Genomic DNA, 25,450 nt, shown 5'->3' with positions numbered 1-25,450 from the left:
AGGTGTAGGCCAGCGGCCTTTCCTGTTACTAGCCACGAACGAGTTTCTTTCCCGTAGCTCCTCCGGAGGAGCTACGGGAAGTTGGGTATGACCAATACTAGTACCATACCGCCCTTCCAGGGCTTTCTGAACGGGCAATCGCAAGACTTTATCTAGGGTTCCAGGGTTCGCCGGTAGTGTTCCGTTACTAAAAGTTAGCGGAGTGCGGCTTTTCAATTTTCCTAAACACCCCTTTATTCATGAAAAAATACATCGTTGGTTTCCTGGTGCTGTCCGGATGGATAGCCCGGGCGCAAATGAGGGTTGATCAGACCGGTTTTCAGCCACAAAACGGGGCCACCATCAGCAGGCGGGGAACTGATCTGGTGGTGAACTGGCCGGCGAGCGCCAACGAAAAAGGGAAGCTGGTGCTCAATCTGGAAAATGGAAAACCGCTTTTTAACAGCATCCAGTTGTCGAAGCGGGGGGCGTTTAAAGAAATTGCCAAAGCCCTCGACCCGGCTTTCGTGCTGACGGTGGGCAAACGGGATCTGATCTCCCAAAACGGCTGGAATATCTTCTTCGATAAAACCAACAAACTGCCCCACAAGGCTTATGCCGTTGCGCTGAACAAACGGAGCGCGAGCGTCACGACCGTTGGAAGTCGAACCGTGGTTCGGATTTCCGATGTTCAGGCGGCAACCTTTAAAGGGGCCATCGAAATAACGGTGTACAATGGCAGCCCGTTGTTCAATGTCGCTGCGGTTATGGCCACCGAAGTAGACTCGACGGCGATTCTCTACGATGCCGGTTTGGTAACCACACAGCCGGTTTGGAAAAGTATTGCCTGGTCGGATACGGAAAATAAAATGCAGCGCATTCCGGCGCGTCTGAACCAGGAAAACAAAGCGCAAGCCGTCAAATACCGCACCATCATTGGCGTTGGCGACCAGGGCAGTCTGGCGGTTTTTCCGGCTCCTCACCAGTATTTTTATCCGCTCGACGAAGCGTTCAATCTGGATTTTACCTGGTATGGTTCCGGTTACCGGCGTCTGGTTCCGGCGTTTGGCATCGGCATCCGGCAGGACCTCATGGGCGACCGACGCTGGGTGCCGTGGGTCAATGCGCCCCCCAAAACTCAACAGCGGCTTAACTTTTTTTGCCTGCTGAGTACGGAAGCACCCGATCAGGCGCTCGATGAGGTCAAGCGGTTTACCCACAACGACAGGTATCCGGTGGTGGCGGGTTACAAAACCATGTCGAGCCACTTTCACAATGAGTTTACGATGAACGTGGTGCTGGCCAACAAGCCCATTCCCGAAAAACCGGCCTTTGTCGATGTCTTCAAAAACGCGGGCGTCAACATCGTGCATCTCGCCGAATTCCACGGCCCCGGCCATCCGAAAGGCCCCGATTCGTTGCGGCTTCGGGAATTAAAAGCCTTGTTTGAGCAATGCAAGCGGCTGTCTACCAACGATTTCCTGTTATTGCCCGGCGAAGAACCGAACAATTTTTTCGGCGGCCACTGGCTGGAGTTTTTTCCCAAACCGGTTTACTGGATTATGGCCCGAAAACCGGAAATGCCGTTCGTAACGGAAGATCCGGCGTATGGGAAAGTGTACCGGATTGCCGATAAAAACGACATGCTGAAGCTACTGCAACTGGAAAATGGGCTGGCCTGGACGGCCCACGCCCGCACCAAAGGCTCGACGGGATTTCCGGATGCGTATAAAGAAGAAGAGTTTTTCAAATCCGATCATTTCTTCGGAGCCGCCTGGAAAAACATTCCCGCCGATTTGTCGGAACCGCGCCTGAGCCGCCGGGTGCTGGATTTGATGGACGACATGGCCAACTGGGGTCACAAAAAACACGTTATCGCCGAGTCCGATATTTTTACGATGGAGCCGGAAAATGAAACCTACGCCCACCTCAATGTCAACTACCTGCAACTGGACAAACTCCCGGACTACAGCCAGGGCTGGCAACCGGTGCTGGATATTATGAAGCAGGGAAAATTCTTCGTAACCACCGGCGAGGTGCTGTTTCCGGCGTTTTCGGTCCATGGAAAAGGCGCGGGCGAAACCGTTCGTTTACCCGATGATGGAAAAACCACGATCGCGCTGGAGGTGGACTGGACGTTTCCGCTGACGTTTGCCGAAATCGTGTCCGGCGATGGCAAAACCGTGTTTCGCGAGCGGATCGACCTGACAAAAACGCTACCGTTCGGGAAACAGAAATTCACTTTCAACACCAATCTCAAAGGCAAAAAATGGGTGCGGGTAGAGGTTTGGGATGCCGCCGTCAACGGGGCGTTTACGCAGCAGGTTTGGCTGGAGTAGAATTTTCGGTATTCGGTGCCAGACGTACCCACGGACCGTCGTTTTCTGTTTTAATGACCTTATCAAGGGAAGCCATATGCCGGGTAAATTGAGCGAAACTTCTACTTTTGATCCAGAATCCCGAAAACGCCAGCTACCCTTATCTTCTCATGAAAAAACCGTACGTTCTGACTTTGCTTTTTTGCCTCGCTTTAACTGGTTTTTCCCAGGCCCAACTCCCGCCAATTTTTGAACGCTCCCGGGCGCAGGAAGCCCAGAAAGAAGCCACCGTCCGGCGGTTTCTGTCGCCCGTCAAAATTCTGTGGCAAACGGGCAAGATTCAGAATGCGGAACGGCTGCTGAAAGTCGGAAACGGGCAGGCGGATTTGTCGGGGAAGGATATGTGTTCGCTGAAAAGTGACGCCAACGGCAAACCGGGTTTGCTGCTGGATTTTGGACGAGAGATGCACGGCGGTTTGCAGATTGTGACGGGGCAGTGGAAGGAAAGTAAGCCCATTACCGTCCGGATCCGGTTCGGGGAATCGGCCAGCGAAGCGATGGCGGATATCGAGCCCAAACAGAATGCCACCAACGACCACGCCATCCGCGACCTGACCGTTCAGGTGCCGTGGCTGGGCAAACTGGAGATCGGCAATACCGGTTTTCGTTTCGTCAGGATCGATCTCGTCGATGGCAATACCGAGCTGCTATTGAAGGAGTTGCGGGCTATTTTTGTGTTTCGTGACATTCCGTATCTCGGCTCGTTCCGGAGCAGCGACGAACTACTGAATAAAATCTGGGCGACCGGCGCGTATACCGTTCACCTCAACATGCAGGATTACCTCTGGGACGGCATCAAGCGCGACCGGCTGGTGTGGGTGGGGGATATGCACCCGGAAGTGGCCACCATCAATGCCGTCTTTGGCTACAACGAAGTGGTGCCGAAAAGCCTGGATCTGGCGCGGGACATTACACCCCTGCCCGGCTGGATGAACGGCATCAGTACCTATTCGATGTGGTGGATTCTGATTCAGAAAGACTGGTATCAGCAAAACGGCAACCTCGATTATCTGAAGCAGCAGAAAGACTATCTGGTGAAACTGGTCGATTTGCTGACGCAGAAAATTGACGAAAAGAACCGCGAAAAACTGGACGGGACCCGGTTTCTGGACTGGCCTTCCAGCGAAAACCCGAAAGGGATTCACGCCGGATTGCAGTCGATGCTGGTGCTGTCGCTGAATGCCGCCGGTGAGTTGAGCCGCATTCTGAACGATCCGGCGACGGCCAAAAAATGCGCCGATGCGGTGGCCCGACTCAGGCAATACGTTCCGGACCCGAACGGCTCGAAGCAGGGGGCGGCTTTGCTCGCACTCGCTGGTTTGGTGCCCGCCGAAAAAGCCAATAAAGACGTGCTGGCGGTGAACGGTGCGCACAATTTTTCGACATTCTATGGCTATTACATGCTGCAGGCGCAGGCCAAAGCGGGTGATTACCAAGGGGCGCTGGCGAACATCCGCACATTCTGGGGCGGTATGCTCGATCTGGGTGCAACCACTTTCTGGGAGGATTTCAACCTCGATTGGGTAAAGAATGCCGGGCGGATCGATGAACTGGTGGCCGAGGGCAAAAAAGACATCCACGGCGATTGCGGAGCGTATTGTTACGTTGGTTTTCGGCACAGTTTGGCCCACGGCTGGGCATCCGGCCCGACGCCCTGGCTGACCGAGCATGTTTTGGGCATCAAAGTGGTCGAACCGGGTTGCAAGGCCATCAAAATCGAGCCCCATCTCGAAGATTTGACCTTTGCGGAAGGGACCTTTCCCACGCCGTATGGTAGTGTGAACGTGAAACACACCAAACTGGCGAATGGCAAAATTCAGACGGAGGTGAGCGGGCCGAAGGAGGTGCGGATTATTCGGTGAGGAATTGGATAGGAACACGGATTAAACAGATTTTACGGATCAAAACGGATTTTAACCGGCGTGGATCTGTTCAATCTGTGTTCCTGGCAAAAAGGCTTTCGGCCTTATTTCAGCCATTTCAATCACAATCTGCCAGCGTAAACGTGTTCAGCCGTTTTGTGCCGCCTTCCTCGATGGTCTGGGAAACCGCCAGGTTCCGGCTGTTTTTGACTACGTTCGTGATCTGGAAGGATTTTGGGGAAACGGCTTTGCCCGATTCGTCAAATTCATTGGTTTTGAATGCTTTCAGAACGTGGCTTTTCCACGGATACAAATTAAAAATGTCAAAAGGCAACCCTCGGCTGGCCAGGAGAGATTCGGCGCTTTTGGTGGCAGGATCGTAGGTGTGTTCTTCAAAATACAGCTTCTCTCCGTCTTCGGTGTACAAATAGGTATCATTTCCGTTGGCATCATACGTGAATGACTTTTCAAATGGAGGCTCATTTTTGTTGGCAGGAATGCAGTAAAAACGCGTGATGCGGTCCTGAGCATCGTAGCTGATGGTGGTGGTCAGGATGGTTTGTGTGCCCAGCAGGTCTTTAATTTCGGTGAGTTTGCCATTGGTCCAGCGGCATTGGATACCGCTGCCGACTCCCCAGTCGGTCAGCTGGTCGGGGACTTTTCCGTCGACGGTAATCGTTGCCCCGGTGATCTGGTTGCTGCCGTTGTAGTCAAAAGTGTAGACGTATACCTGCTCGGGTTCGGTTGCGGTCGAGCCTTTGAAACGAATGGTCCATTGGCTGACCAAACCAGCCGCGTTGTAGGTGTACTGGTGCTGATTGCCGTTGCCCCGGTCGATGGCGGTCAATTTACAAGTCGCTTCATTTGGGTCGGGCGGATCGACTTCTGATTTTTTGCAGTGGGTGAAACTCAGCGTCAGGAAGCTGAAAAGCAGAACCGTCAGTGCTTTTTGCATAACTAAACAGGTTGGTGTGAATCGTACTTATCGCTGCAAACCTAAGCGGCAGCACCACGGCACACCAGGGCTGATTATATGAAAAGACCGAACCGTTATCTGAAATGGCCGTTTTACGGTAAGAATGGATGAACGGTGAATCGAACCCCGCCTGATCCACCCGGTTCTAAATCGCTTTCCGGCGTTTCTCCGTATGTATGTTGCTGATCACCCGAATTGGTAAACCTTTTGATGAAAAGTTGGCTGATTCGGGACTTCGCTTTCAACCCGCAACTCAATCTTCCGTATGAAACGATCCTTTTCTCTGTTTTTCCTGCTTTTTTATGTAATTCAGTCCGGGTTCGCCCAGAAAGCAACCGGCACCGTCGAGGCTATTCGGTACATTAAACTTTCCAGCACGCTTCGGGCCCTCAACAAACCGCAGGATGCGATCAGCCTGCTGGAAAGGGCTTTGCCGGCGGTTCGGGGAAAAAATCCGTATTGGGAAGCCGTAGCCTGCGAGTTTCTGGGGTTGGCGTATTACGAAAATGACAACAGCGAGAATGCCGATTACTACCTGAAAATTGCCCGCAGCCGCTACGAAAAACTGCGGTATGTTGCCAGTGCCTGGGGCGTCAATGAATTGATTCGGGATATTTCCGGCAAAAATCTGTATGCCGGAATTCAGTTTGGAGCCTCGGAAGTGAAACTGGCCATTTTCAAAACCAAGTACGAAAGTGATTTCTACGAGAAAGACATCCGAACAAAATTCGAGGTGCCCAACGTCAGTTTTTCGGCCAACACGTCCGCGTCGCTGGAAGCCGGGCAGAGCGCACTTAAAGTGTGTCTGGACACCATCAGCCGCTATAACATTCCGACCGAGCGGATTTTTATCGTCTTCAGCAACGAAATGAAGGAAGGTCTGGCCAAAACCCCGGCGACGAAAAAGATGCTCTACGATCAGTTGTCGCGGGCATTACCGAATGGCAATCTGCGCATCGACACCACGCTTTCCATCGACCGCGAAGCCGAACTTTTTACCGTGGGGTCCATTCCCCGCAAAGTCTGGCCCACCACCTCATCGCTCAACATCGGAAGTGACGTCACGGTAGGCGGTTATTTCGATGCCGACAAAACCTTTCACCCGATTGAAATGCCGGTGGGCATCAACACGCTGGTCAGCCAGATTGAAAGCAAGCGTTCGCTGAACACCGACGCCTTTAAAAAAGAAGCCCAGCGGGTGATCAAAACCGTGGCCGACACGGCCCTGGCTCCGCGCTTCAAAACCAGCGGTGCGGGACTGCAACAGCGCCGGACGGTGGGCCTGGGGGGCGATGTGGCCTGGGCGCTGGTGACGTACCTGCACCCCGAAAAATCCGGCACGACGGCGGTCGCCATCTCGCTGGACGATGTGGAACGGTTTAAAAAACTGGTGTTGGATGAGTATCAGTCGCTAACGCACCCCAGCGTAAAAGACATCGCCGACGCCGGTATCCGCGCCAAAGCCGAACGGGAAATCAGTACGGTTCGCGATCAGGTCAGCGAAAAGCAGCTCGTTGCCGGTGCCTTATGGCTCGAATCCATCATGAAAACCTATTCGACGCCCTCGGCCCCCAAACGGTTTGTGTTCATCCGCAATTCCGATATTGGCTGGGTAACCGGCAAGTTTTTAGAGACCATCAGTGGCGAATACGAATCGACCATTGCCAAGGGCGCTCTGTATACCAGATAAGAAGTGTTTGAGGGTATTTGTGGTGTTTTAGTAGGTCTGTTTCGGCACATTTGCGTATATTCATACGCAAATGTGCTTTTTTACGAACAGCAAAACCCAATAAAACCAATGAATTCGAATCGACGCGACTTTATCAAAGGGCTAACCGCAGCTTCGGCGCTGGTGGCTACCCAGAGTGTCGCCAAACCGTTTAACATCATCCGGGATCTGAAAAAGATCAGTCCCAACGACAAAATACGGATTGCCACCATCGGCATGGGTATCCAGGGAAACTACGATACTCAGGCGGCTTTGCGAAACCCCGATGTTGAACTGGTGGCCGTGGCCGATCTCTACAGCGGCCGGCTCGAACACGCCAGAACGGCTTTCGGACAGCAACTGTTTACAACCCGCGATTACCGCGAGATTCTGGCGCGCCCGGATGTCGATGCCGTGCTCGTCGTCACGCCCGACCACTGGCACGACCACATTACGATTGCCGCCCTGAAAGCCGGGAAGCACGTTTATTGCGAAAAACCGATGGTGCAGCACCTGAACGAAGGCAAAGCCGTGATCGACGCCTGGAAGAAGTCGGGGAAAACCATGCAGGTGGGCAGTCAGCGCATCAGCAGTGCGTCGTTTAAGGAAGCCAAGCGAATGATTGAAGCCGGCGATATTGGTCAGATCAACTACATCGAATCCAACAACGACCGTTTCAACGCCATCGGCGCCTGGAATTATTCCGTGCCGCCCGATGCGTCCCCCCAAACCGTTGATTGGGACCGGTTTCTGGGTGATGCGCCGAAACATCCGTTCGATCCGATCCGGTTTTTCCGCTGGCGGAACTTCAAAGATTACGGCACGGGTGTGGCCGGCGACTTGTTCATTCACCTGATTACGGGGGTCCATTACGTTACGAATACGCTGGGGCCGACGCGGGTGTATTCCTCCGGCAATCTGGCCTACTGGAAAGAACACCGGGACGTTCCCGACGTGATGACGAGCATCATGGATTATCCGAAAACCGATCAGCACGAAGCTTTTCAGATGGTGTTGCGCGTGAATTTTGCCAATGCCGGCAAGATCAGCAACGTAACCCGCATCATCGGCAACGAAGGCACGGTTGAGTTCTCGGAAAACAACCTGATTCTGACCAAGAAAAAACTGCCGATTGCGCCCGGCTACGGCAATTACGATAGCTTTTTTACCTTTACGGAAGACGTGCAGAAGAAATTCGTGGAGCAGTACGACGCCAAATATCCCCCCGAAACCCGCACCGCCGAACCGGTAAAGGAGATCAAGTTCGAAGCGCCGAAAGACGACGACGCCCACGCCAAACACTTCGCCGATTTCTTTACCAATGTTCGGGCAGGCAGCCAGGGAACCGTTGAAGATCCCGTTTTTGGCTTCCGGGCGGCCGCGCCGGTTTTGGCCTGCAACGAAAGTTACTTCGAAAACAAAGTCGTACACTGGGATCCGGTTACGATGACGCAGAAAAACCCGGAAGGCGCCAAAAGCAAGAAACCCGCGGCCGGAAAGAAAAAACCGGATGCAATTAAAAAAGCCGTTGCGGTGGCAAAAAAACCGTAAATAAACACGCTGTTTTGGTGAGATAAGGATGGCCCGTATGCAAATGCGGGCCATCCTTATAAAAGAATATACCATTTTTTATAACGGCTGGATTGCTCATTAAATCTGCAAAACACACGGGTGGAAAACTACAGTATTGTATTGTTTATTATGGCGATTATGGTTGCTTTATCGGCGGTCGCCAGCCGGATTAAACTTCCTTATCCCATTTTATTGGTCATGGCGGGCATCGGTATCGGATTTATTCCGGGCATACCGTCGATTGCGCTGAGTCCCGACGTGGTGTTTCTGCTGTTTCTACCGCCCCTGTTATACGATGCCGCCTTTAACATTTCGGTTCCTCAATTCAAAAGCAACCTGGCCACCATCGGAACCCTGGCGATCTCGCTGGTTTTTCTGACCACGACCGCCATCGCGGTTACCACCTATTACCTGATTCCCGGCATGACCTGGCCACTGGCTTTTGTGCTGGGTGCCATCCTGTCTCCGCCCGACGCCGTTGCCGCCACCAGCGTAACCAAAGGCCTGGGCCTGTCGCACCGCACACTGACGATTCTGGAAGGCGAGAGTCTGGTCAATGATGCCTCGGGGCTGATTGCCTACCGGTTTGCCGTGGCCGCCATCGCCGGGGCCGGTTTTACGCTCTGGAATGCCTATTTGCAATTTCTGGTAGTCGTTATCGGCGGGTGCCTGGTGGGCATAGTGTTCGGGAGGGTGCTGGCTTATTTCCTGAAACGGGTGCACGGCAACAGCCTGATTGCGATCAGTGCCATGGCGCTGGCCCCTTTTATTGCCTATGTTTTAGCCGAAGAGTTTCATGTGTCGGGCGTTTTGGCGGTGGTCGTTCTAGGTATATTATTATCGGTTTATACCAATCGGTTATTTTCGTCGACGACCAAAATTCAAAACAAATCCTTTTGGGATATTTTGATTTTTCTGCTCAATGGACTGGTTTTTATTTTAATCGGATTGCAGTTTCCGCAAGTTGTTAAAAGCATCGACCGCACGTTTATTGGCCCCCTGATAGGCTTCGGATTTCTGCTGAGTTTTATTATGCTGGTGATTCGGATTCTGTGGGTTTTTGGTCATAATAATAATTTAAAAAAAGCCATCAACCGGCGCAACCTAAACCCGGAACGCTATAAATTCAAAATTTATTCAGCCGAAAAAATCAACTGGAAAGACGCCCTGATTATTGGCTGGTCGGGTATGCGTGGCATCGTTTCACTGGCTTCGGCGCTGGCTTTACCAATCACCCTGGCCGACGGTACGGTGTTTCCGCAACGGAATATCCTGATTTTTATGTCCGTCGTCGTGGTGCTGATCACGTTGGTGGTGCAAGGATTGAGCCTGCCGTTGCTGGTGCGGTTCCTGAAGATGGAAGAAGAGTAGTTTCTTTGTACTTTTTTGGTATATTTGGCTGATAGTCATGTCTTTGAGTGAAACAAATTCGGGGAGATTCCCGGATTGGAGGCAAGCGAACGTTTACCCTGGAATTTTTACCTTCAAATCTCTATAACCACGATGAAACAACTCAACTGCCGCGACGCAGGATTCGACTGCGATGCTCAAATCAAGGGAAACACGGATGAGGAAATTCTGGCCCAGGCTGCCGACCATGCCACCAACGTACACGGCGTAACGGTGACCCCGGAACTGGCCGAAGGCCTTAAATCGCTGATTCACGACGAGTAGATGTGATCCCGTCGGGAAGGCCACTTCCGGATTTTCCCGACGGGATCTAACCCGTTGGCCGCCCAGGAGTCTGAAAGCACGCTTCGATTCCTGCGCGACCATAAGCATTCCCTGGAAAGACGCCGTTTAAGCAGGGAAGCCATCGGCAGGGATTCGCTGCGCAATGGCGATGCCGCTAGGTCATCAGGTGGCGAATCTGAATCTGTAAGTATTCTTCGGCCAGCAAAGCCCATTCCATCCATTTCTGGGAGTCGGCAGTAACTTTTTCGGCAACTTTCCCGGCTGGAAGCGACTGATTGTATTTCGCCAGCGTTTCGGCCTGATCCCGTGATCGGCGGGCGATGATGTCAACTTCCGCGATTGAAAGCGTTCTTAATTTTTCGAATTTATCCGGTTGGTCCATACGGCTCTATTTTTTGCAAAGGGGTAGTTTGCCGATTCATACGCCAGTAGGAAATTTAGTTGACCGGCAGATTAATTCCTAACCAGTAGCGGCTGATCAGGGACATCATTTCTTTGAGCTGATCAAACTCCGTCGGCTTGGATAAAAAAGAATTTACGCCAGCCTCATAACAGCGATTTACCTCATCGGCCGAAGCGTCCGAACTCAGCATCACGACTGGAATGGTTTTGTAGACAGGGTCTTGTTTCAAGAGAAGAAGGAGTTGGTGGCCGTCTAAATCGGGCATGTGCCGGTCCAGAAGAATTAAACCGGGTCTTTCCGTCATCTTCGGCAATTCCTGAACAAACTCCTTGCCACCCGAAAAGAAGCGGACCTGATTTTCCGGAAAAAACCGTCGAAATATGGTTTGCACTAAAAAACGGTAATCGGCGGCATCATCAATGATGCAGATTAATGGAGTAGCTCCCATACGTTTCCGGATAGATCTCCATTTAAAGAAGGATTCAGCAGGTATTGTTTCTCCTTTTTGCTGAAAATACTAGTAAATGGAACAGATCGGCCCTCCGGAACCATTGCCTCATTGGGTCTGGCGGCTTTCGGGATCGGATTAAAGGTCTGAAAAATCCAGTCGGCGCACGCAACCAGACCAACGCCACCGATGGAAATGTATCGAAAGAGTTGGTTCCTGTCGAATCGCGTTTCCGTACGCTAATTTTCTACGGGAACGGCATTGTTTTTGCCCATTTATGGAAAATATAACCTTTTTTCATCAATGGAATATTGCATTGTCTATTTAAGTTCTTCCAAAGAATTGCTCTCCGACGAACAGTTAAATACCATTCTTCATAAAAGCAGAAGTAACAATGCGGCCCTGGGCATTACCGGTATTCTATTATACGCCGATGGCAGTATTATTCAAGCTCTGGAAGGGCCGGAAGAAAAAGTCAAGGCGCTTTACCAGACTATAAGTCGCGATCAAAGGCATTTGAATGTAACAAAGCTGTATGGCAACCGCATCGACCATCGGTCGTTTGGCGACTGGTCGATGGGCTACAAAGTCTTGTCCGCAAAAGAATTGGAAGCCATAAAAAACCTCAACAATGGACCATCCGAGCCGTCCAGGAGGGCCACAAAGACGAATAAAATTGTCCTGGGATTGATTCAGCTTTTCTACCAGACGAACTTTCGAATCTAACGTTTCTCAACAACCCTTTCGGGTGTTGGAAAAACGCGGGATTGTGAGGTGCTAATGGTGCAGAATCGGCTCATTATCAGCCTTTTAATCCCAGCGTATTGTCCTTTTCTAGCTCTTGTTTCTAAGCAATTTCACCACTCATGGCCGGGTCGGTAAAGCCGGCTTTACCGGTTTCAACCCGGCCCGCATACCGCTTCTCAAAAACCGCATTGCCCGCCACTTTAACGCTGAAATCGTACCAGCTAAAGCTGCGGCTCAGGTCCAGAATCAGGCTCATCTGACTGCCTTTCGTACCCGCCACCGCCAGCGATTTGGTCTTCGTACCGGTTTTGTAGGCATTGTCTTTTACCTCGATCGTCAAGGCCCGGGATTTGTCCAGATTGCTGATTTTCAGTTCAATTGCACCCGTTAATGTTTTGCCTTGCGGAGCCGTGCGCTGGTATTCGACCTGAACATCGAGGAGCGGGTCGTTGGCATCACCGATGAATTCGCGGAAGAAACCGTTGGGGCCGTTCACCCGAAACTGATACGTCTCCTTTTCGAATTCGCTGATGTTCCAGCGATCGCTCAGGCTATCGCCGGCGGCTACGGCGTAATCGCGGACTTTAAGCTCCCGCTCCGGTTTTTCGTTCTCGGAAACGTAGTTGTTCAGGGCGTAAACCGTAAAGGGCGAACCCGCCGATTTGGCACCGAAGATTTCTTTTTTAGCCTGAAACGTCAGGTCAAACGTCTTTTTATCCGCGCTCAAGTTGCCATCGGCATACAACTGATACGGCAGCGCACAGGCCGCCCGGACGCCTTTTTCCTGGCGGGGCAGGAGCGGAGACGCGTAGGATGAACGCCTGATCTGTTCGATTTCTTCTTTTGTAAGCCGCTTAAAATCAGACGGTAATTCCTTGAATTGTGCTTTGTGAATGCTCTCGACAAATTCGTTTTTGGCCACAAACGCCGGGAGCGGTATTTTCTCGCCTTTGTAGGGCCGGAAAACCGACGTTAGGTTTCCGCAGACGGTTCGTCGCCAGGTGCTGATGTTCGATTCTTCAATTTTTTTGCCGGTTTTCTTGCTCAGAAAAACTTCCAGAAACTGTAGGATGGACGTGTGGTCGAAGACTTCCGACGCTACCATGCCGCCCCGGCTCCAGGGCGATGCAATCACGAGCGGCACCCGGTAGCCGAGCCCGATGGAGCTGGCCCGCGCATCCCGTTTGGCACTTAGTCCCTTGCGCTTCAATTCCTGTTCCATAAACACATGCTCCACACCGGTGTCGATGCCTTTGGAGGTCGTTCCGGTTTCGGGCTGGTCGGGGTGGGGCGCAACGAACGGGGGAACGTGGTCGAAATAGCCGTCGTTTTCGTCGTAGGCCAGAATAAAAACCGTCTTTTTCCAGACATCCGGATTCTGAGTCAGGATGTCCAGCATTTCCGAAATGTACCACGCGCCATACCAGGCCGCGCCCGGGTGATCGGAGAAGTTTTCGGGCGCCACCACCCACGAAACCGTCGGCAGGGTGCGGTTTTTAACGTCGGTCCGGAACTGGTGCAGCACATCGCCTTTCGGAATTTCCACTTCCCGCTCGGTGCTGCCGTCGTGGTATTTCAGCTTCGTCAGTTCGTGGTAATGCGGGTCATTTTTATTGGTCGTAAACGCTTTTTCGTGCAGGTTTTTCTCCCGCTGCGACAACTTTTCGAACTTCTCCCGGCTCCATTTTTCCTGGTGTTCCCGTCCGGTTTTTAATTCGAGTTCTTTTCGGGTCAGTTCTTTCTTTAGTTTGTCGGTTTCGCTGTCGGCTTCGGGCAGGGACTTGATTTTTGTTGTAAGCGCCTGAATTTCAGCGGGCAGTTCGGTCACTCGCTTTTTTAAATACCGCTGGTACGCTTCCGAAAAACCAACGTTATACTGCTCGAACCACTCGATGGGATTGTCCGTAAAATTGGCCAGCCAGCCTTCCTGTTCGCCCTCAAAGCCGACGGGTAAACTCAGTTCGTTCTGGTAAATTTTCCACGAAATACCGTGGTCTTCCAGCCGTTCGGGAAACGTCGTCCATTTGGCCGGATCGCCGTAATCGACGTCTTCATTGCGGACATTGGCTTTCGCGGCCCGGTTTTGCTCCGCCCGCACGGTGCCGGTCCAGAGAAAAAGCCGGTTGGGCGTGGTGCCGGTCAGTGATGAACAGAAATTCTGGTCACACACCGTGAACGCATCGGCCAGGGCGTAATAAAACGGAATATCTTTCCGGTTATAATAGCCCATCGTCAGCGGCATTTTAGCGTATTCTTTATGGCCGGACCGTTTGGAATCCAGCCACTTATCGTATTTTCCGTTGTTGCGGGCATCCACCTGATTCGTCCACGAATGCGGCAGCGAACTCATCCAGGTAGCTTTGGTATCTTTCAGATTCAGCCGGAACGGGGCGTAGGTTTCCCCGGCGGCATTGGTCTGGAGCCAGACCGGATTTTTGTTGGGCAGCGTAATCGCCCGCGGATCGTTAAACCCCCGAACGCCCTGCAACGAACCGTAGCAGTGGTCGAAGGAGCGGTTTTCCTGCATCAGAATGACGACATGTTCGGCATCCAGGAAGGTACTTCCCGGTTGGGGATCGATGGCCAGGGCTTTGCGAATCGACTCGGGTAAAACCTCAAAAAGGCTGGTGCCACCGGCGAGCAAGGCGGCTTTTTTCAGGAATTCTCTTCGGCTGTCCGTCATTTCGGGTTGGAGGTTGTGGTCAGTAAAGATACTTTTTTTTCGTTCCCGATTGACAAAAAACCGCTCTATTTAACAGTATGATAACTTTTCAATACTTAACGATACAAATTTCGAAGGTCTTTTTCGAAGACCGTATAAGGGTCGTGGTAGAACCGCAGAAAGTCGGGTACGCTCGCCTGACCGGGAAACGGCGCGTAGAAATGCGTCGGTGAGCGGGTGTCATTTCGCCAGACCAGCACGTAACACAACCTCATTTTTTCGGCTTTCATTGCCCGCAGGAGCGTGGCGGTCCACCACGTAGAATCGGGAAGGGATTCGAGACCGGTTTCGGTAAAAGCCGCCAGTTTTCCGGCTTTCCGGGCGTAATCCGAAACAATTTTCAACTTCTGAATACCGGCAGCCACGTTGTAACGCCCGTTGCGCCCGAAATCCGCGTAATCATCCATGCCCACCAGATCGACCCACGCATCGCCCGGATACCGTTCCAGGTACTCGGCTTCGGTTTTGAAAAGGCAGTCGGGCGAGAAGGCATACAGGAAATTATGCACGCCCAGGGTGTCGCGGAGGTACGAAACGGTAAACTGCCAAAGCGCAATAAAATCGTCGCGTTTGCAATGCGGTTTTCCCACCAGAACCAGCCGCCGTCGAATTCGTGGAAAGGCCGGAAAATCATGGGGGCCAGCGTGCCGTCTTTTCCTTTCACGGATTTGGCAAAATCACCGATCGTGCGCAGAATCTCCTTGTACTGTTCGTGGTGTGAGCCGCCCGGAATCAGGAGCGCAACCGCCGGAGCCGACACCGAATCGACCCAGTAAAAACCCCCTTGGGAAGCCGGGTTGGAAAAATGCCAGGCCACCGTCGTTAGCCCACCCCGGTCGTAGGTGTCGGCGACCTGTTGCCGTAACGCTGCTTTTGTTCGTTCGATGGCTTCCGGTGGGCGCCCCGACAAACCGCTGAAGTCGACGCCGATCACGGCGGGATGCGAACCCGTCACCGATTTAACATCCGAACGATCGGCGTCGCCCGACCAGCCGTGGCCGTATTCCGTCGCGTGCTGATGCCCGAAGAGGGTGTGCTTTTTGGCTATTTTATGCAGATTATGGTACAGAGCCACGGTTTCTTTGGTGGCGTTTGGATCCGTTGGTTTTTGGTCGGGTTTCACCCGGTTTGTCCATCCGGTCAGGGGTATGAGGGCGAATGGTAAAAGGCAAAAAAGAAATTGGGCAAGACGGCGCATCGGTACGTAGGGCTAAGAATTTACGGCCAAGATAGCCGATTTCAACGGTCATCAAACCGGCTTGTTTCGCTAAAGCAGTGCCGGTTGAACAGTATAAATTAAAGAATGTTGATTTTAGGATTGTGGCACCATCGCTTTGGTTTGATTTTAAGTAATTTGCGCGAAATTTATTCCTAAATGCGTTTCCTTTACCTTTTCTTCTTTTTTCCAATTACCCTCCTTGCCCAGCCCAAAGGGTGGCAGGAGATTACGATTTCCGATGGCCTGTCGCAGGGCATGATCTACAATCTCAGACAGGATCAAAAAGGATTTATCTGGATTGGAACCAAGGATGGCCTCAATCGCTACGACGGTCATAATTTTAAAGTCTTTACCCACGATCCCTACAATCCCTACAGCATTTCGGAGGATTACTGCAATACGTTGCTGATCGACCGGCATCAGCGGCTTTGGGTCGGCACGCTCAACCAGGGTTTGAATCTGTTCGACAACCGCACCCAGCGGTTCTACCGGATCAGCATCGGCGACCAGGCTACTTTGAATGCGGGCAATTATGAAATTCTGGCGCTGGCCGAAGATCCCGCAGGCAACATCTGGGTGGGAACCAACCAGAACCTGATCTTCAAAATCAGTCTGCCGGCTTCGCTCCGAACCGGTTTTCCGGACCGGCCCGATTTTACGGCCCTCGTTCACCTCGAACGCATCCCCATAAACCAGAAAAAAAGTACGAGTCCGACCTGTTATTTTAATTTTCGACCGGATGGCCGGGCCTTTCTGGGGACTGGCAGTGGCCTTTTTTCGTTCAACTGGCAGCGACCCGCCAACGCCACCCGACTGGCCTTGTTTTCAGATGGGCCCCTGGATTTTCACACCTGGTATGCCGCCCCCCGTCAGGATTTCTGGTTTGTGGCCACCGGCGATTATATCCTGGGTTCGCACCAGGGAGTTACCAAAGTCATTCCGCTGCCCCATAAAAATTATTTTGGGGTACGATTGTCCGGTATTGATACCCAAACAGTTGCCATCGCAACTCCCGACCATTTGTGGCTCATGTCGCCCGGTGAGCTTTTCCGGCAGGACAGCCTGAGGATTCCGGATGCGTATGTAGCGCTGCCGCCCAATCTGTCCACGATCACGAGTTTGCTGAAAGACAAAACGGGTTCGATCTGGGCGGGAACCAGCGGGTATGGGCTGCGAAAATTCAATCCCCGCATCAAGCAATTTCAGGCCTATGTGCCCAACACCTCACTAACGAACCTGTATGTTGACCGCCAGGGCCGAACGTACGTGCGCTACCAGTACGCGTATGGGCAGCTCGACCGGAAGCACAACCGCCTGACTGATTTTCTGGACCCCAATCTGCCCGAAGCCGACCGGCGGCAGCGGAATCTGTTTCAGGACCGGAAGGGTTTTTTCTGGGTTTCCAATACCCATTTTCAAAACCACCAGCATACCCTTTTTAAGTTTTCGCCCGACTGGGGATTGATCAAAAAATACCCGCTTCCGCCGAATACCGGTTTCGGATTCGTTGGTAATCAGACGGTTGAAACCCCGGATGGTACCCTTTTGATTGGCGTTAACACCGGCAAACTCCTCCGGTTTAATCCCGTAACCGAAACCTTTGACGTACTTAGCTACCAGCATCTGCTGCCCAAAACCGGTGCTGAAACCGAGACGTTCGTGCTGCATCAGGATCGGTCGGGAACGGTGTGGATTGGAACCCAGAAAGGGCTCGTTAAAGCAAAAAGCCCGCTGTCAAACCCCGTTTTTACGCTTTATAAAAATAACCTGAACGACCGTCGGAGTCTGAGCAATGATTTTGTATCCAGTCTGGTCGACGATCCCGATCAACCCGACCGATACCTCTGGGTGGGTACCAAGGGCGGAGGGTTGAATCGGATGGACAAGCAAACCGGTCAGTTCGAGAACCTGGGCGAAGCGCAGGGATTGCCCAACAAAGTCGTGTACGGGATTCTGGTCGACGGGTTTAAAAACTTCTGGCTGAGCACCAACCGGGGCCTGGCTCAGTTTAATCCGAAAACGCGGCAGTTTCGCAACTACACCAAAGCCGATGGCTTGCAGGACGACGAATTCAATACCGGCTCATTTTTTAAAGCCCCGTCGGGTGAATTGCTGTTTGGGGGTATCAATGGCCTGACGGCATTCCGGGCGGAGGACGTGGCCGGAAAAACGAATCAAAAACCGCTGGTCAACATTATCGGACTAAAAATCAACAATGAAACCGTCGACGTGGGCGGGGCAGACCACCTCCTGTCCGAGGGAATCGAATACACCCGGCGGCTCGATTTAGCGCACAATCAGAATCTGGTGACCCTCGAATTTGGCGTGATGGATTACACCAATTCGGCCAAAAACCGCTACCGCTACCGGCTGGCGGGCATCGACCGCGACTGGGTGGAAGCCGGTACCAACCGGTTTGCCAATTATGCCCAGCTGCCCGATGGTGACTACCGGTTTGCCATGATGGGCTCGGCCGATGGCCAGGTCTGGAGTGATCCCGTCGAATTGCAGATTCGCCTTCATCCGCCATTTTACCGCACCTGGTGGGCCTATCTGCTTTACGCAATGCTGCTGGCCGTGGTTGGCTGGCAACTTTACCGGTTTCAGACCCAGCGGTGGCTGCTGCAGCAACAGGTGATTTTTGAACAGAATGAGGCCAGCCGCCTGGCCGAACTGGACGCGTTGAAAACGCAGTTTTTTACCAATATTTCCCACGAATTCCGAACGCCACTGACTCTGATTCTGGGACCCATCGAACAACTGACGCAGGAATATGCCCAGGATGCCCGTTTTCCGCTGCTGCAGCGAAATGCCAACCGGCTGCTCAACCTGATCAATCAACTCCTCGATTTGAGTAAACTGGAAGCGGGTCAAATGAAAAGCGAGACGGTGGAAGGCGACATCACCGCGTTTTTCAGAACCCTGGCCAGTTCGTTTAGTTCGCTGGCCGAAAACCGCTTCATTCAATTCAGTTTTGGTCAGAACGCGACCGAACTTTGGGCGGATTTTGATCGGGACAAGATTGAAAAAATTGTCAGCAACCTGCTCGCCAACGCCTTTAAATTTACCCCGGCGGGGAAAGCGGTACGCATGGAAATCGACTATTCGGCCCAATCATTAGAAAACACATTGATTCTGACTATTCAGGACACCGGGATTGGGATGAATTCGGCGCACCTGGAACACATCTTCGAGCGGTTTTACCAGATCGACCAGAACATCGGTCGAACCGTCTATGAAGGCACCGGTATTGGGCTGGCGCTGGTCAACGAACTGGTCAAAGTACTGAAGGGTACGATCCGGGTAACCAGCACCGAAGGCATCGGTACGGCCTTTACGGTAACGCTGCCCCTGCGGATCATGACCCGGCCCGAACCCGTGTTGACGCCCGCCGGCGCGTCGGCGGTAGTTGATCCCGGGTGGTTTGAAACCCCGGCCCGGGTGGATGACCACCCCCGGAATGAGGTTACGGAAAACTGTCTGCTTATTATCGATGATAATGCCGATATCCGGGCTTACGTACGCAGTATTTTTGAAACGGATTACGCGATTATCGAAGCGGTCGATGGGCAGGAAGGGCTGGAAAAAGCCACCGCTATGCTGCCCGATCTGGTCATCTGTGATTTGATGATGCCCCGGCTCGACGGCTACGGATTTTGCCGGACGCTGAAAACCCAGGCGGCAACGAGCCATATTCCGGTGGTGATGCTGACGGCCAAAGCCGCCGTCGAAAACCGCATCGAAGGGTTTGAACTAGGTGCCGATGACTACCTGACCAAGCCTTTCAACCGCGATGAAATTCGGGCTCGGGTGTGGAATCTGTTGCAAAAGCAGGCGCGTCTGCGGCACTTTTTCGGGGGGCCGCCTAACGGACCCGTACCGGTTTCTGACCCGGGTCAATTGAAAGAACAGGCCTTTCTGCTGAAAGCCATCGCGGTGATTGAACAACACCTGGCGGAAAGCACCTTCAGCGTTGAACAATTGAGTGAAGCGCTGAACCTGAGCCAGCGACAGCTGGTTCGGAAGTTGAAAGCCCTGACCGACCAGACCGGGGTGGAGTTTATCCGGAACCGGCGACTGGAGCGGGCGGCTGTGGTGCTCCGGCAAGGCAACCATACCGTATCGGAAGTTGCGTATCAGGTGGGCTTCGAAAGTCTGTCGTATTTTACCCGGGTATTTCAGGACAAATACGGTGTATTGCCTTCAGCTTTTACTCAAACCTGAGCGATGTCCGACGGCCTGTAATTAACTTGATTTAGCTCCTTCGGGGGCTTTTTTTGTGGCTAAAAGAGCGACTTGGCTAAAACGAGCAAACGATTGTCCGAAATGAGTTAATAGACAGAATCGGGAATGAACCTCCTTTGCAGGGCGTAAAAACCAATTGCGTACCTGCGTATGATACAACCCGTCTACCTAAACCATCCAACCTGCTTTGCACCCGATTTGGCCCTAAACCATTCGGAAGAAGCGATCAAAATGCACCTGCCAAAACGCGGGAAGATCGTTCTGCCCGTGATGGATCTGATGTTTCTACAGGCTACCGGTAATTACAGCTGGCTGCACTGGAAAGATGGACAGCGAATGCTGCTTCCCCGCACTTTAAAATACTACGAGCCCCAGCTACCCCACGCACTCTTTGTGCGCCCGCACCACAGTTGCATCGTCAACGTCCGGTATATCGAGCGCATGGAACGGCTCTACCCCGACAAAGGGGGACTCATCCATCTGCGTTCGGGTGTGTCGCTGCCCGTATCACGCCGACGCTGGTTGTCGATGATACCGCTCTACAAGCATCTGCAGGCGGGTTCGGTTTAGGCCCGATCGGATGCTCAATAACTGTTGATTTGGGGTTAACCGGAATCGGCAGCAGAGTTCGGAGGGGTGCCGATTCCAGGTGTTCGGTTTTAAATCATTTTTTTGATCGGTCACTCCGGATGCGTCCAAGTCCGCTTTCAGGAAGTGAATCGCTTGATCTCTTTTTACACTACTATGCTAATCAAACAGTTACGTTTCCTGAACCTGCTTCTTGGAACAATCGCCCTGCTTGGTCAAACGTGGGTCGAGGCCCGAAACCTGACCGTATCCACTGCGAGCGGCACGTTAACCACAACCGTAGTTCCTCCGAACATTACCACCCAGCCGGTATCGCAGACGGTTTGCAGCACCAGTCCGGCGAGCTTCTCGGTAGCGGCCACCAATGCCACGAGTTACCAGTGGCAGCGCTCCGTCGACAATACCTTCAGTTTTCCTTCCAATCTGAGTAATACCGGTGTTTACAGCGGGGCCGACACCCCGGTGTTGACCATTTCGTCGGTTACGAATTTGAATGGGGCCTACTTCCGCTGTGTGGTAACCAACGGCGGAGAATCCACCAACTCCGACGGGGTGTTGCTGGCGGTAACGACGCTGCCCACGGCGACGATATTTTATACCAATCCGCTCTTTTGCAGCCTCGATGGTAATCAGACGGGGATAAACCGCTCGGGCCTTGGCGGCAACGGCGGAACCTACAGCAGCAGCCCCGCGAGTTTGTCGCTCACCAGCGGTTTTGGCCAGGTAACCCCCGCGAGCAGTACGCCGGGCAGTTACACGGTCACCTACACCATACCGGCGCGCGGAGGCTGTCCGGTGGTGACGGCCACAACCACGCTGACCATTACGGCCGCGCCGACCATTACGGGCAACGCCCTCACCCAGCCCACCTGTGCCAACCCGACAGGAACCATCAGCGTGACGGCAACCGGCAGCGGTACCATCGAGTATTCGCGGAATGGCACCGATTGGCAATCCAGCGGAACCTTTGGTGGGTTGGCTCCGGGCAGTTACACGATTCGGGCTCGCTCGTCGGACAACCTTACCTGTAGCCGGACCATAACCTTCATGGTGAACGCGGCCTCGGTACCAACGGTGAGCAATCCGGCGGTAACCACCGCGACAACGGGGTCGGCTTTCAGCCGGAACTTCACGGCTGCGAGCGGCACCGGGCCCTACAGTTATTCGCTGGCGAGTGGTACCCTGCCCACGGGTTTGACGCTGGCAACGACGGGTGTTTTGTCGGGAACGCCAACGCAGGGAGGCAGCTTCACCATTACTGTTCAGGCAACGGGCAGCAACGGGTGTTCGGGCGTCGGGCCACCGTATGTGCTGGATGTAACCGCTATTCCGGCTGTCGTGATCAATACCGGGCCGGTTTCGCAGTCGGTTTGCAGCACCAGCCCGGCTAGTTTCTCGGTAGACGCCACCAACGCCACCAGCTATCAGTGGCAGCGTTCTGTCGACAATACCTTCAATTTCCCCAGCACCCTGACGAATTCCGGCGTCTACAGTGGTGTTGACACGCCGGTGCTCACCATCTCGTCGGTTTCGGGACTGAATGGCTACTACTTCCGCTGCGTGGTCAGCAACAGTGGAGGTTCTGTAAACACAACTGGGGCCCTACTAACGATGACGACGCTCCCAACGGCCACCATATTTTATTCCAGTCCGCTCCTGTGTACCACGGGGGGATCAGTGGGATCCGTGTCACGTTCGGGGAACAACAGCAACGGAGGAGTCTACACCAGCAGTCCCTCAAGTTTGTCGATTGCCAGCAATACCGGAACCGTAACGCCCGGCAGCAGTACACCGGGAAGTTATACGGTAACCTATACCGTAGCGGCCAGCGGGGGCTGTCCGGTGGTGACGGCCACCACCACCTTGACGGTGACAGCCCCGCCGACGTCGGCGGGCAGTTCGATTACCCAGCCCACCTGTGCCAACCCAACGGGAACCATCAGTGTGACGGCAACGGGCAGCGGTACCATCGAGTATTCGCGGAACGGTACCGACTGGCAGACGAGTGGCTTTTTCAGCGGGTTAGATCCGGGTTCATACGTTATTCGGATTCGCTCGTCGGACAACCTTACCTGCACCCGGAACCTGGGCTTTATGATCAATGCGGTTCCCTCGGGGCCAACGGTGAGCAATCCCGCCGTGACGACGGCAACCGTGGGTACGGGCTTCAGCCGAAACTTCACCGCGGCAAGCGGCACGGCTCCCTACAGTTATTCGCTGGCGAGCGGTTCACTGCCCACTGGCGTAACGCTGGCTACGACGGGTGTTTTGTCGGGAACGGCCACGGAAAGCGGCAGTTTTACAATCACGGTTCGGGCGACGGGCACGAATGGGTGTTCGGGCGTTGGGTCGGCGTATATTCTCACCGTTGGTGATGCCCCCTCCGCCGATTTGTCCATCACCAAAACCGATGGTGTTTCGAGCCTGGTTCCCGGCGTTCCGACTACTTACACGATCACCGTTAGCAACGCCGGGCCGATGGCGGTCACCGGAGCCACGGTGACCGATGTTTTTCCCGCATCCATCACCTCGGTAGCCTGGACCGCAACGTTCAGTGGCGGGGCTTCGGGTACGGCTTCGGGAACCGGCAACATCAGCCAGTCCGTCAATATGCCCGTGGGGAGTACGGTGATCTATCAGGCGGTTTGTGCCACGAACCCGGCTTCCACGGGAACTTTGACCAACACCGCAACGGTCGCTTCGCCCGGCGGTATTACGGACCCCAATCCAAATAACAACAGTGGAACGGATGCCAATGCACTGGCTCCTGAGGCCGATCTGGCGGTCACGCTATCCGGTAGCGCCGATCCGGTTGCTTCGGGCAACCGCCTTACGTTTACGGGTCAGGCTACCAATGCCGGGCCTAGCACGGCTGGCTCCGTACAGATGTCGATTCCGCTTTCGGTCAGCACCACCTTCTTTTCGCTGAGTGCACCGGGGGGCTGGAGTTGTACCACGCCGTCGGTAGGAACCACCGGTACGGTTTCCTGTAGTCAGGCCAGTTTTCCAACCGGTGGTACCGCCAGTTTTACGCTGGTTGTGACAACCGCACCGGGTTCGGAGGGCAGTACCCTCATCACATCGGCAACGATTTCGTCGGGTACGACGGACGGTAATCCGAACAACAATGGGGCTTCGGTCAGTACCCCTATTGTGTCGGGCAATGCCAACCTGTCGAACCTGACCTTGACTCCGGGGAGCCTATCTACCGCTTTTTTTGCGAGCGTCGTCAGTTATTCGGCCACGGTGGGTAATGGCACCAGCAATCTGACCGTGACACCCACGGCGGCAAACAGCAATGCAACGATTCAGGTGCGGGTCAATGGCGGAAATTATAGTTCCGTAACCAGCGGCACCGCGTCTGATCCGCTGGCGCTTAGCGTGGGCGAAAATTCCATCGATGTGCGGGTGACAGCGGAGGATGGTGTGACGACGAAAACCTACCGTGTAACGGTTACCCGGGGAGCAGAAGCACCCCTGATCAGTACTCAGCCAATTTCGCAGACCGTGTGCAGCAGCAGTCCGGTGAGCTTCTCGGTAGGAGCGGGCAATGCCACCCGCTACCAGTGGCAAATCGCCTTTGATAATACGTTCAACTTCCCCAGCAACCTCGGCAATTCGGGCGTTTACAGCGGTGTTGACACGCCGGTGCTGACGATCTCGTCGGCTTCGGGGCTGGACGGGCGGTATTACCGCTGCGTGGTGAGCAACGAAGGGGGGCCTACCAACTCGGATGCAATATTGCTGACGGTGACGACCTTACCTACAGCGGCTATTAGCTATAACAGTACGGTATTTTGCAACAACACCAATGCCGTGGGGCTGGTCACCCGCTCGGGAATGGGCAGCAACGGAGGAACCTACAGCAGCATTCCATCCAGTCTTTCAATTAACCCCGGCTCCGGGACCGTAATTCCTGCGTACAGTCCGGCGGGAAGTTATACGATTACTTATACCGTACCGGACAGTGGTGGCTGTCCGGTCGTCACCGCCACCACTGCGCTAACGGTGGTGGCCCCGCCAACCTTGACCGGGAGCACAGTTACGCATCCGACCTGTGCGTTACCAACGGGGACCATCAGTGTGAGTGCGACCGGCAGCGGCACCATCGACTATTCACAAAATGGGACGGACTGGCAATCCAGTGGGGTCTTCAGCAGTCTGGATCCGGGTTCGTACGTGATCCAGGTGCGGTCTTCGGTCAACCCCACCTGTACGCTAAACCTGAGCTTTTCAGTCCATGAAATTCCATCACCACCCACGGCGGTGATCACTCCTTCGAGTGCAACATTGACCTGCGCCAGTCCGGCGGTAAGCCTAACGGCCAGTGGGGGCAGTACCTACCGCTGGGAAGACCAGTCGACCAATGCGGTTCGTTCCATCACCAGTGCGGGCACGTACTCGGTGACGGTGACCGCGGGCAACGGGTGTACGGCCTGGGCCAGTGTGGTCATCGGCGGTGACAGTCAAGCCCCCACGGCGGTGATCACTCCCTCAAGTGCAACACTGACCTGCGCCAGTCCGGCGGTAAGCCTAACGGCCAGCGGGGGCAGTACCTACCGTTGGGAAGACCAGTCGACCAATGCGGTTCGTTCCATCACCAGTGCGGGCACGTACTCGGTGACGGTGACTGCGGGCAACGGGTGCACGGCCTGGACCAGCGTGGTCATCGGCGGTGACAGTCAAGCCCCCACGGCGGTGATCACTCCCTCAAGTGCAACACTGACCTGCGCCAGTCCGGCCGTGAGTTTGACGGCCAGCGGGGGCAGTACCTACCGCTGGGAAGACCAGTCGACCAATGCGGTTCGTTCCATCACCAGTGCGGGCACGTACTCGGTGACGGTGACCGCGGGCAACGGGTGTACGGCCTGGGCCAGTGTGGTCATTGGGGGTGACAGCCAAGCCCCC

General features: G+C 53.9%; 15 protein-coding genes and 1 pseudogene (1 of these 16 cut by a window edge). 10 read left to right on the top strand and 6 right to left on the bottom strand.

Annotation, left to right across the window (positions count from 1 at the left end; all coding sequences use genetic code 11):
- Window positions 1-239: 239 nt before the first annotated feature.
- Together EHT87_RS07050 and EHT87_RS07045 are read left to right on the top strand one after the other, a co-directional pair.
- Window positions 240-2,318 (top strand): CehA/McbA family metallohydrolase domain-containing protein, encoded by a 2,079-nt coding sequence (locus EHT87_RS07050; RefSeq protein WP_124905202.1) that lies wholly within the window; start codon window positions 240-242, stop codon window positions 2,316-2,318.
- A gap of 149 nt (window positions 2,319-2,467) precedes the next feature.
- Window positions 2,468-4,219 carry an alpha-L-rhamnosidase-related protein gene (locus EHT87_RS07045; protein ID WP_124905200.1) on the top strand — a complete coding sequence of 584 codons (1,752 nt, stop codon included), beginning with the start codon at window positions 2,468-2,470 and terminating at the stop codon, window positions 4,217-4,219.
- Between the two features lie 118 nt (window positions 4,220-4,337).
- Here the strand turns inward: EHT87_RS07045 and EHT87_RS07040 are convergent, their stop codons facing one another.
- Window positions 4,338-5,174, bottom strand: a complete 837-nt coding sequence (locus tag EHT87_RS07040; RefSeq protein ID WP_124905198.1) for a hypothetical protein — start codon at window positions 5,172-5,174, stop codon at window positions 4,338-4,340.
- A 286-nt stretch (window positions 5,175-5,460) separates the two neighbouring features.
- Between EHT87_RS07040 and EHT87_RS07035 the strand changes: the two genes are divergently transcribed.
- The 4 genes from EHT87_RS07035 to EHT87_RS07020 all read left to right on the top strand — a co-directional run bounded on the left by EHT87_RS07035 (window position 5,461) and on the right by EHT87_RS07020 (window position 10,149).
- On the top strand, window positions 5,461-6,885 hold the full coding sequence (locus tag EHT87_RS07035) for a tetratricopeptide repeat protein (RefSeq protein WP_124905196.1): 1,425 nt from the start codon (window positions 5,461-5,463) through the stop codon (window positions 6,883-6,885).
- Between the two features lie 108 nt (window positions 6,886-6,993).
- Complete coding sequence (locus EHT87_RS07030) at window positions 6,994-8,454, top strand: Gfo/Idh/MocA family protein (RefSeq protein ID WP_124905194.1); 1,461 nt, start codon at window positions 6,994-6,996, stop codon at window positions 8,452-8,454.
- A gap of 120 nt (window positions 8,455-8,574) precedes the next feature.
- Window positions 8,575-9,846 carry a Na+/H+ antiporter gene (locus EHT87_RS07025; protein ID WP_124905192.1) on the top strand — a complete coding sequence of 424 codons (1,272 nt, stop codon included), beginning with the start codon at window positions 8,575-8,577 and terminating at the stop codon, window positions 9,844-9,846.
- A 132-nt stretch (window positions 9,847-9,978) separates the two neighbouring features.
- Window positions 9,979-10,149: a DUF1059 domain-containing protein gene (locus EHT87_RS07020; RefSeq protein WP_124905190.1), complete on the top strand. Its 171-nt coding sequence runs from the start codon at window positions 9,979-9,981 to the stop codon at window positions 10,147-10,149.
- A 175-nt stretch (window positions 10,150-10,324) separates the two neighbouring features.
- Here the strand turns inward: EHT87_RS07020 and EHT87_RS07015 are convergent, their stop codons facing one another.
- Window positions 10,325-10,552: a hypothetical protein gene (locus EHT87_RS07015; RefSeq protein WP_124905188.1), complete on the bottom strand. Its 228-nt coding sequence runs from the start codon at window positions 10,550-10,552 to the stop codon at window positions 10,325-10,327.
- A gap of 55 nt (window positions 10,553-10,607) precedes the next feature.
- Window positions 10,608-11,021: a response regulator gene (locus EHT87_RS07010; RefSeq protein WP_124905186.1), complete on the bottom strand. Its 414-nt coding sequence runs from the start codon at window positions 11,019-11,021 to the stop codon at window positions 10,608-10,610.
- Between the two features lie 303 nt (window positions 11,022-11,324).
- On the opposite strand from EHT87_RS07010, the gene EHT87_RS07005 reads away from it, so the two are divergent.
- Window positions 11,325-11,747: a BLUF domain-containing protein gene (locus EHT87_RS07005; protein WP_124905184.1), complete on the top strand. Its 423-nt coding sequence runs from the start codon at window positions 11,325-11,327 to the stop codon at window positions 11,745-11,747.
- Window positions 11,748-11,868: 121 nt separating this feature from the next.
- Here the strand turns inward: EHT87_RS07005 and EHT87_RS07000 are convergent, their stop codons facing one another.
- From EHT87_RS07000 to EHT87_RS31805, 3 genes and pseudogenes are all read right to left on the bottom strand, one after another.
- Window positions 11,869-14,451: a phosphocholine-specific phospholipase C gene (locus tag EHT87_RS07000; RefSeq protein WP_124905182.1), complete on the bottom strand. Its 2,583-nt coding sequence runs from the start codon at window positions 14,449-14,451 to the stop codon at window positions 11,869-11,871.
- Window positions 14,452-14,546: 95 nt separating this feature from the next.
- Entirely contained in the window at window positions 14,547-14,999 is a 453-nt protein-coding gene (locus tag EHT87_RS31810; RefSeq protein ID WP_310587517.1) for a glycosyl hydrolase, read from the bottom strand.
- A 128-nt stretch (window positions 15,000-15,127) separates the two neighbouring features.
- Window positions 15,128-15,688: pseudogene (locus tag EHT87_RS31805) on the bottom strand (glycosyl hydrolase); the annotation flags it as partial.
- A 177-nt stretch (window positions 15,689-15,865) separates the two neighbouring features.
- Here EHT87_RS31805 and EHT87_RS06990 point away from each other — a divergent pair.
- The 3 genes from EHT87_RS06990 to EHT87_RS06980 all read left to right on the top strand — a co-directional run.
- Window positions 15,866-19,933: a hybrid sensor histidine kinase/response regulator transcription factor gene (locus EHT87_RS06990; protein WP_124905180.1), complete on the top strand. Its 4,068-nt coding sequence runs from the start codon at window positions 15,866-15,868 to the stop codon at window positions 19,931-19,933.
- Between the two features lie 171 nt (window positions 19,934-20,104).
- Window positions 20,105-20,524 carry a LytR/AlgR family response regulator transcription factor gene (locus tag EHT87_RS06985; RefSeq protein ID WP_124905178.1) on the top strand — a complete coding sequence of 140 codons (420 nt, stop codon included), beginning with the start codon at window positions 20,105-20,107 and terminating at the stop codon, window positions 20,522-20,524.
- Window positions 20,525-20,698: 174 nt separating this feature from the next.
- A protein-coding gene (locus EHT87_RS06980; protein ID WP_124905176.1) for a beta strand repeat-containing protein crosses the window boundary here: on the top strand, window positions 20,699-25,450 show its 5' portion. 69 nt of this gene lie beyond the right edge of the window; only the first 4,752 of its 4,821 coding nucleotides appear in the window; the start codon lies at window positions 20,699-20,701; the stop codon falls past the right edge of the window.

This window comes from Larkinella knui, assembly GCF_003858645.1.
GTDB lineage: Bacteria > Bacteroidota > Bacteroidia > Cytophagales > Spirosomataceae > Larkinella > Larkinella knui.
This window is presented reverse-complemented; position numbering and strand designations above follow the sequence as displayed.

Coding starts and splice junctions, on each gene's coding strand:
- EHT87_RS07035 (WP_124905196.1), top strand. CDS start 5,461: ATGAAACGATCCTTTTCTCTGTTTTTCCTGCTTTTTTATGTAATTCAG.
- EHT87_RS07005 (WP_124905184.1), top strand. CDS start 11,325: ATGGAATATTGCATTGTCTATTTAAGTTCTTCCAAAGAATTGCTCTCC.
- EHT87_RS07000 (WP_124905182.1), bottom strand. CDS start 14,451: ATGACGGACAGCCGAAGAGAATTCCTGAAAAAAGCCGCCTTGCTCGCC.
- EHT87_RS07040 (WP_124905198.1), bottom strand. CDS start 5,174: ATGCAAAAAGCACTGACGGTTCTGCTTTTCAGCTTCCTGACGCTGAGT.
- EHT87_RS07030 (WP_124905194.1), top strand. CDS start 6,994: ATGAATTCGAATCGACGCGACTTTATCAAAGGGCTAACCGCAGCTTCG.
- EHT87_RS07045 (WP_124905200.1), top strand. CDS start 2,468: ATGAAAAAACCGTACGTTCTGACTTTGCTTTTTTGCCTCGCTTTAACT.
- EHT87_RS07020 (WP_124905190.1), top strand. CDS start 9,979: ATGAAACAACTCAACTGCCGCGACGCAGGATTCGACTGCGATGCTCAA.
- EHT87_RS07010 (WP_124905186.1), bottom strand. CDS start 11,021: ATGGGAGCTACTCCATTAATCTGCATCATTGATGATGCCGCCGATTAC.
- EHT87_RS07015 (WP_124905188.1), bottom strand. CDS start 10,552: ATGGACCAACCGGATAAATTCGAAAAATTAAGAACGCTTTCAATCGCG.
- EHT87_RS06990 (WP_124905180.1), top strand. CDS start 15,866: ATGCGTTTCCTTTACCTTTTCTTCTTTTTTCCAATTACCCTCCTTGCC.
- EHT87_RS07050 (WP_124905202.1), top strand. CDS start 240: ATGAAAAAATACATCGTTGGTTTCCTGGTGCTGTCCGGATGGATAGCC.
- EHT87_RS06985 (WP_124905178.1), top strand. CDS start 20,105: ATGATACAACCCGTCTACCTAAACCATCCAACCTGCTTTGCACCCGAT.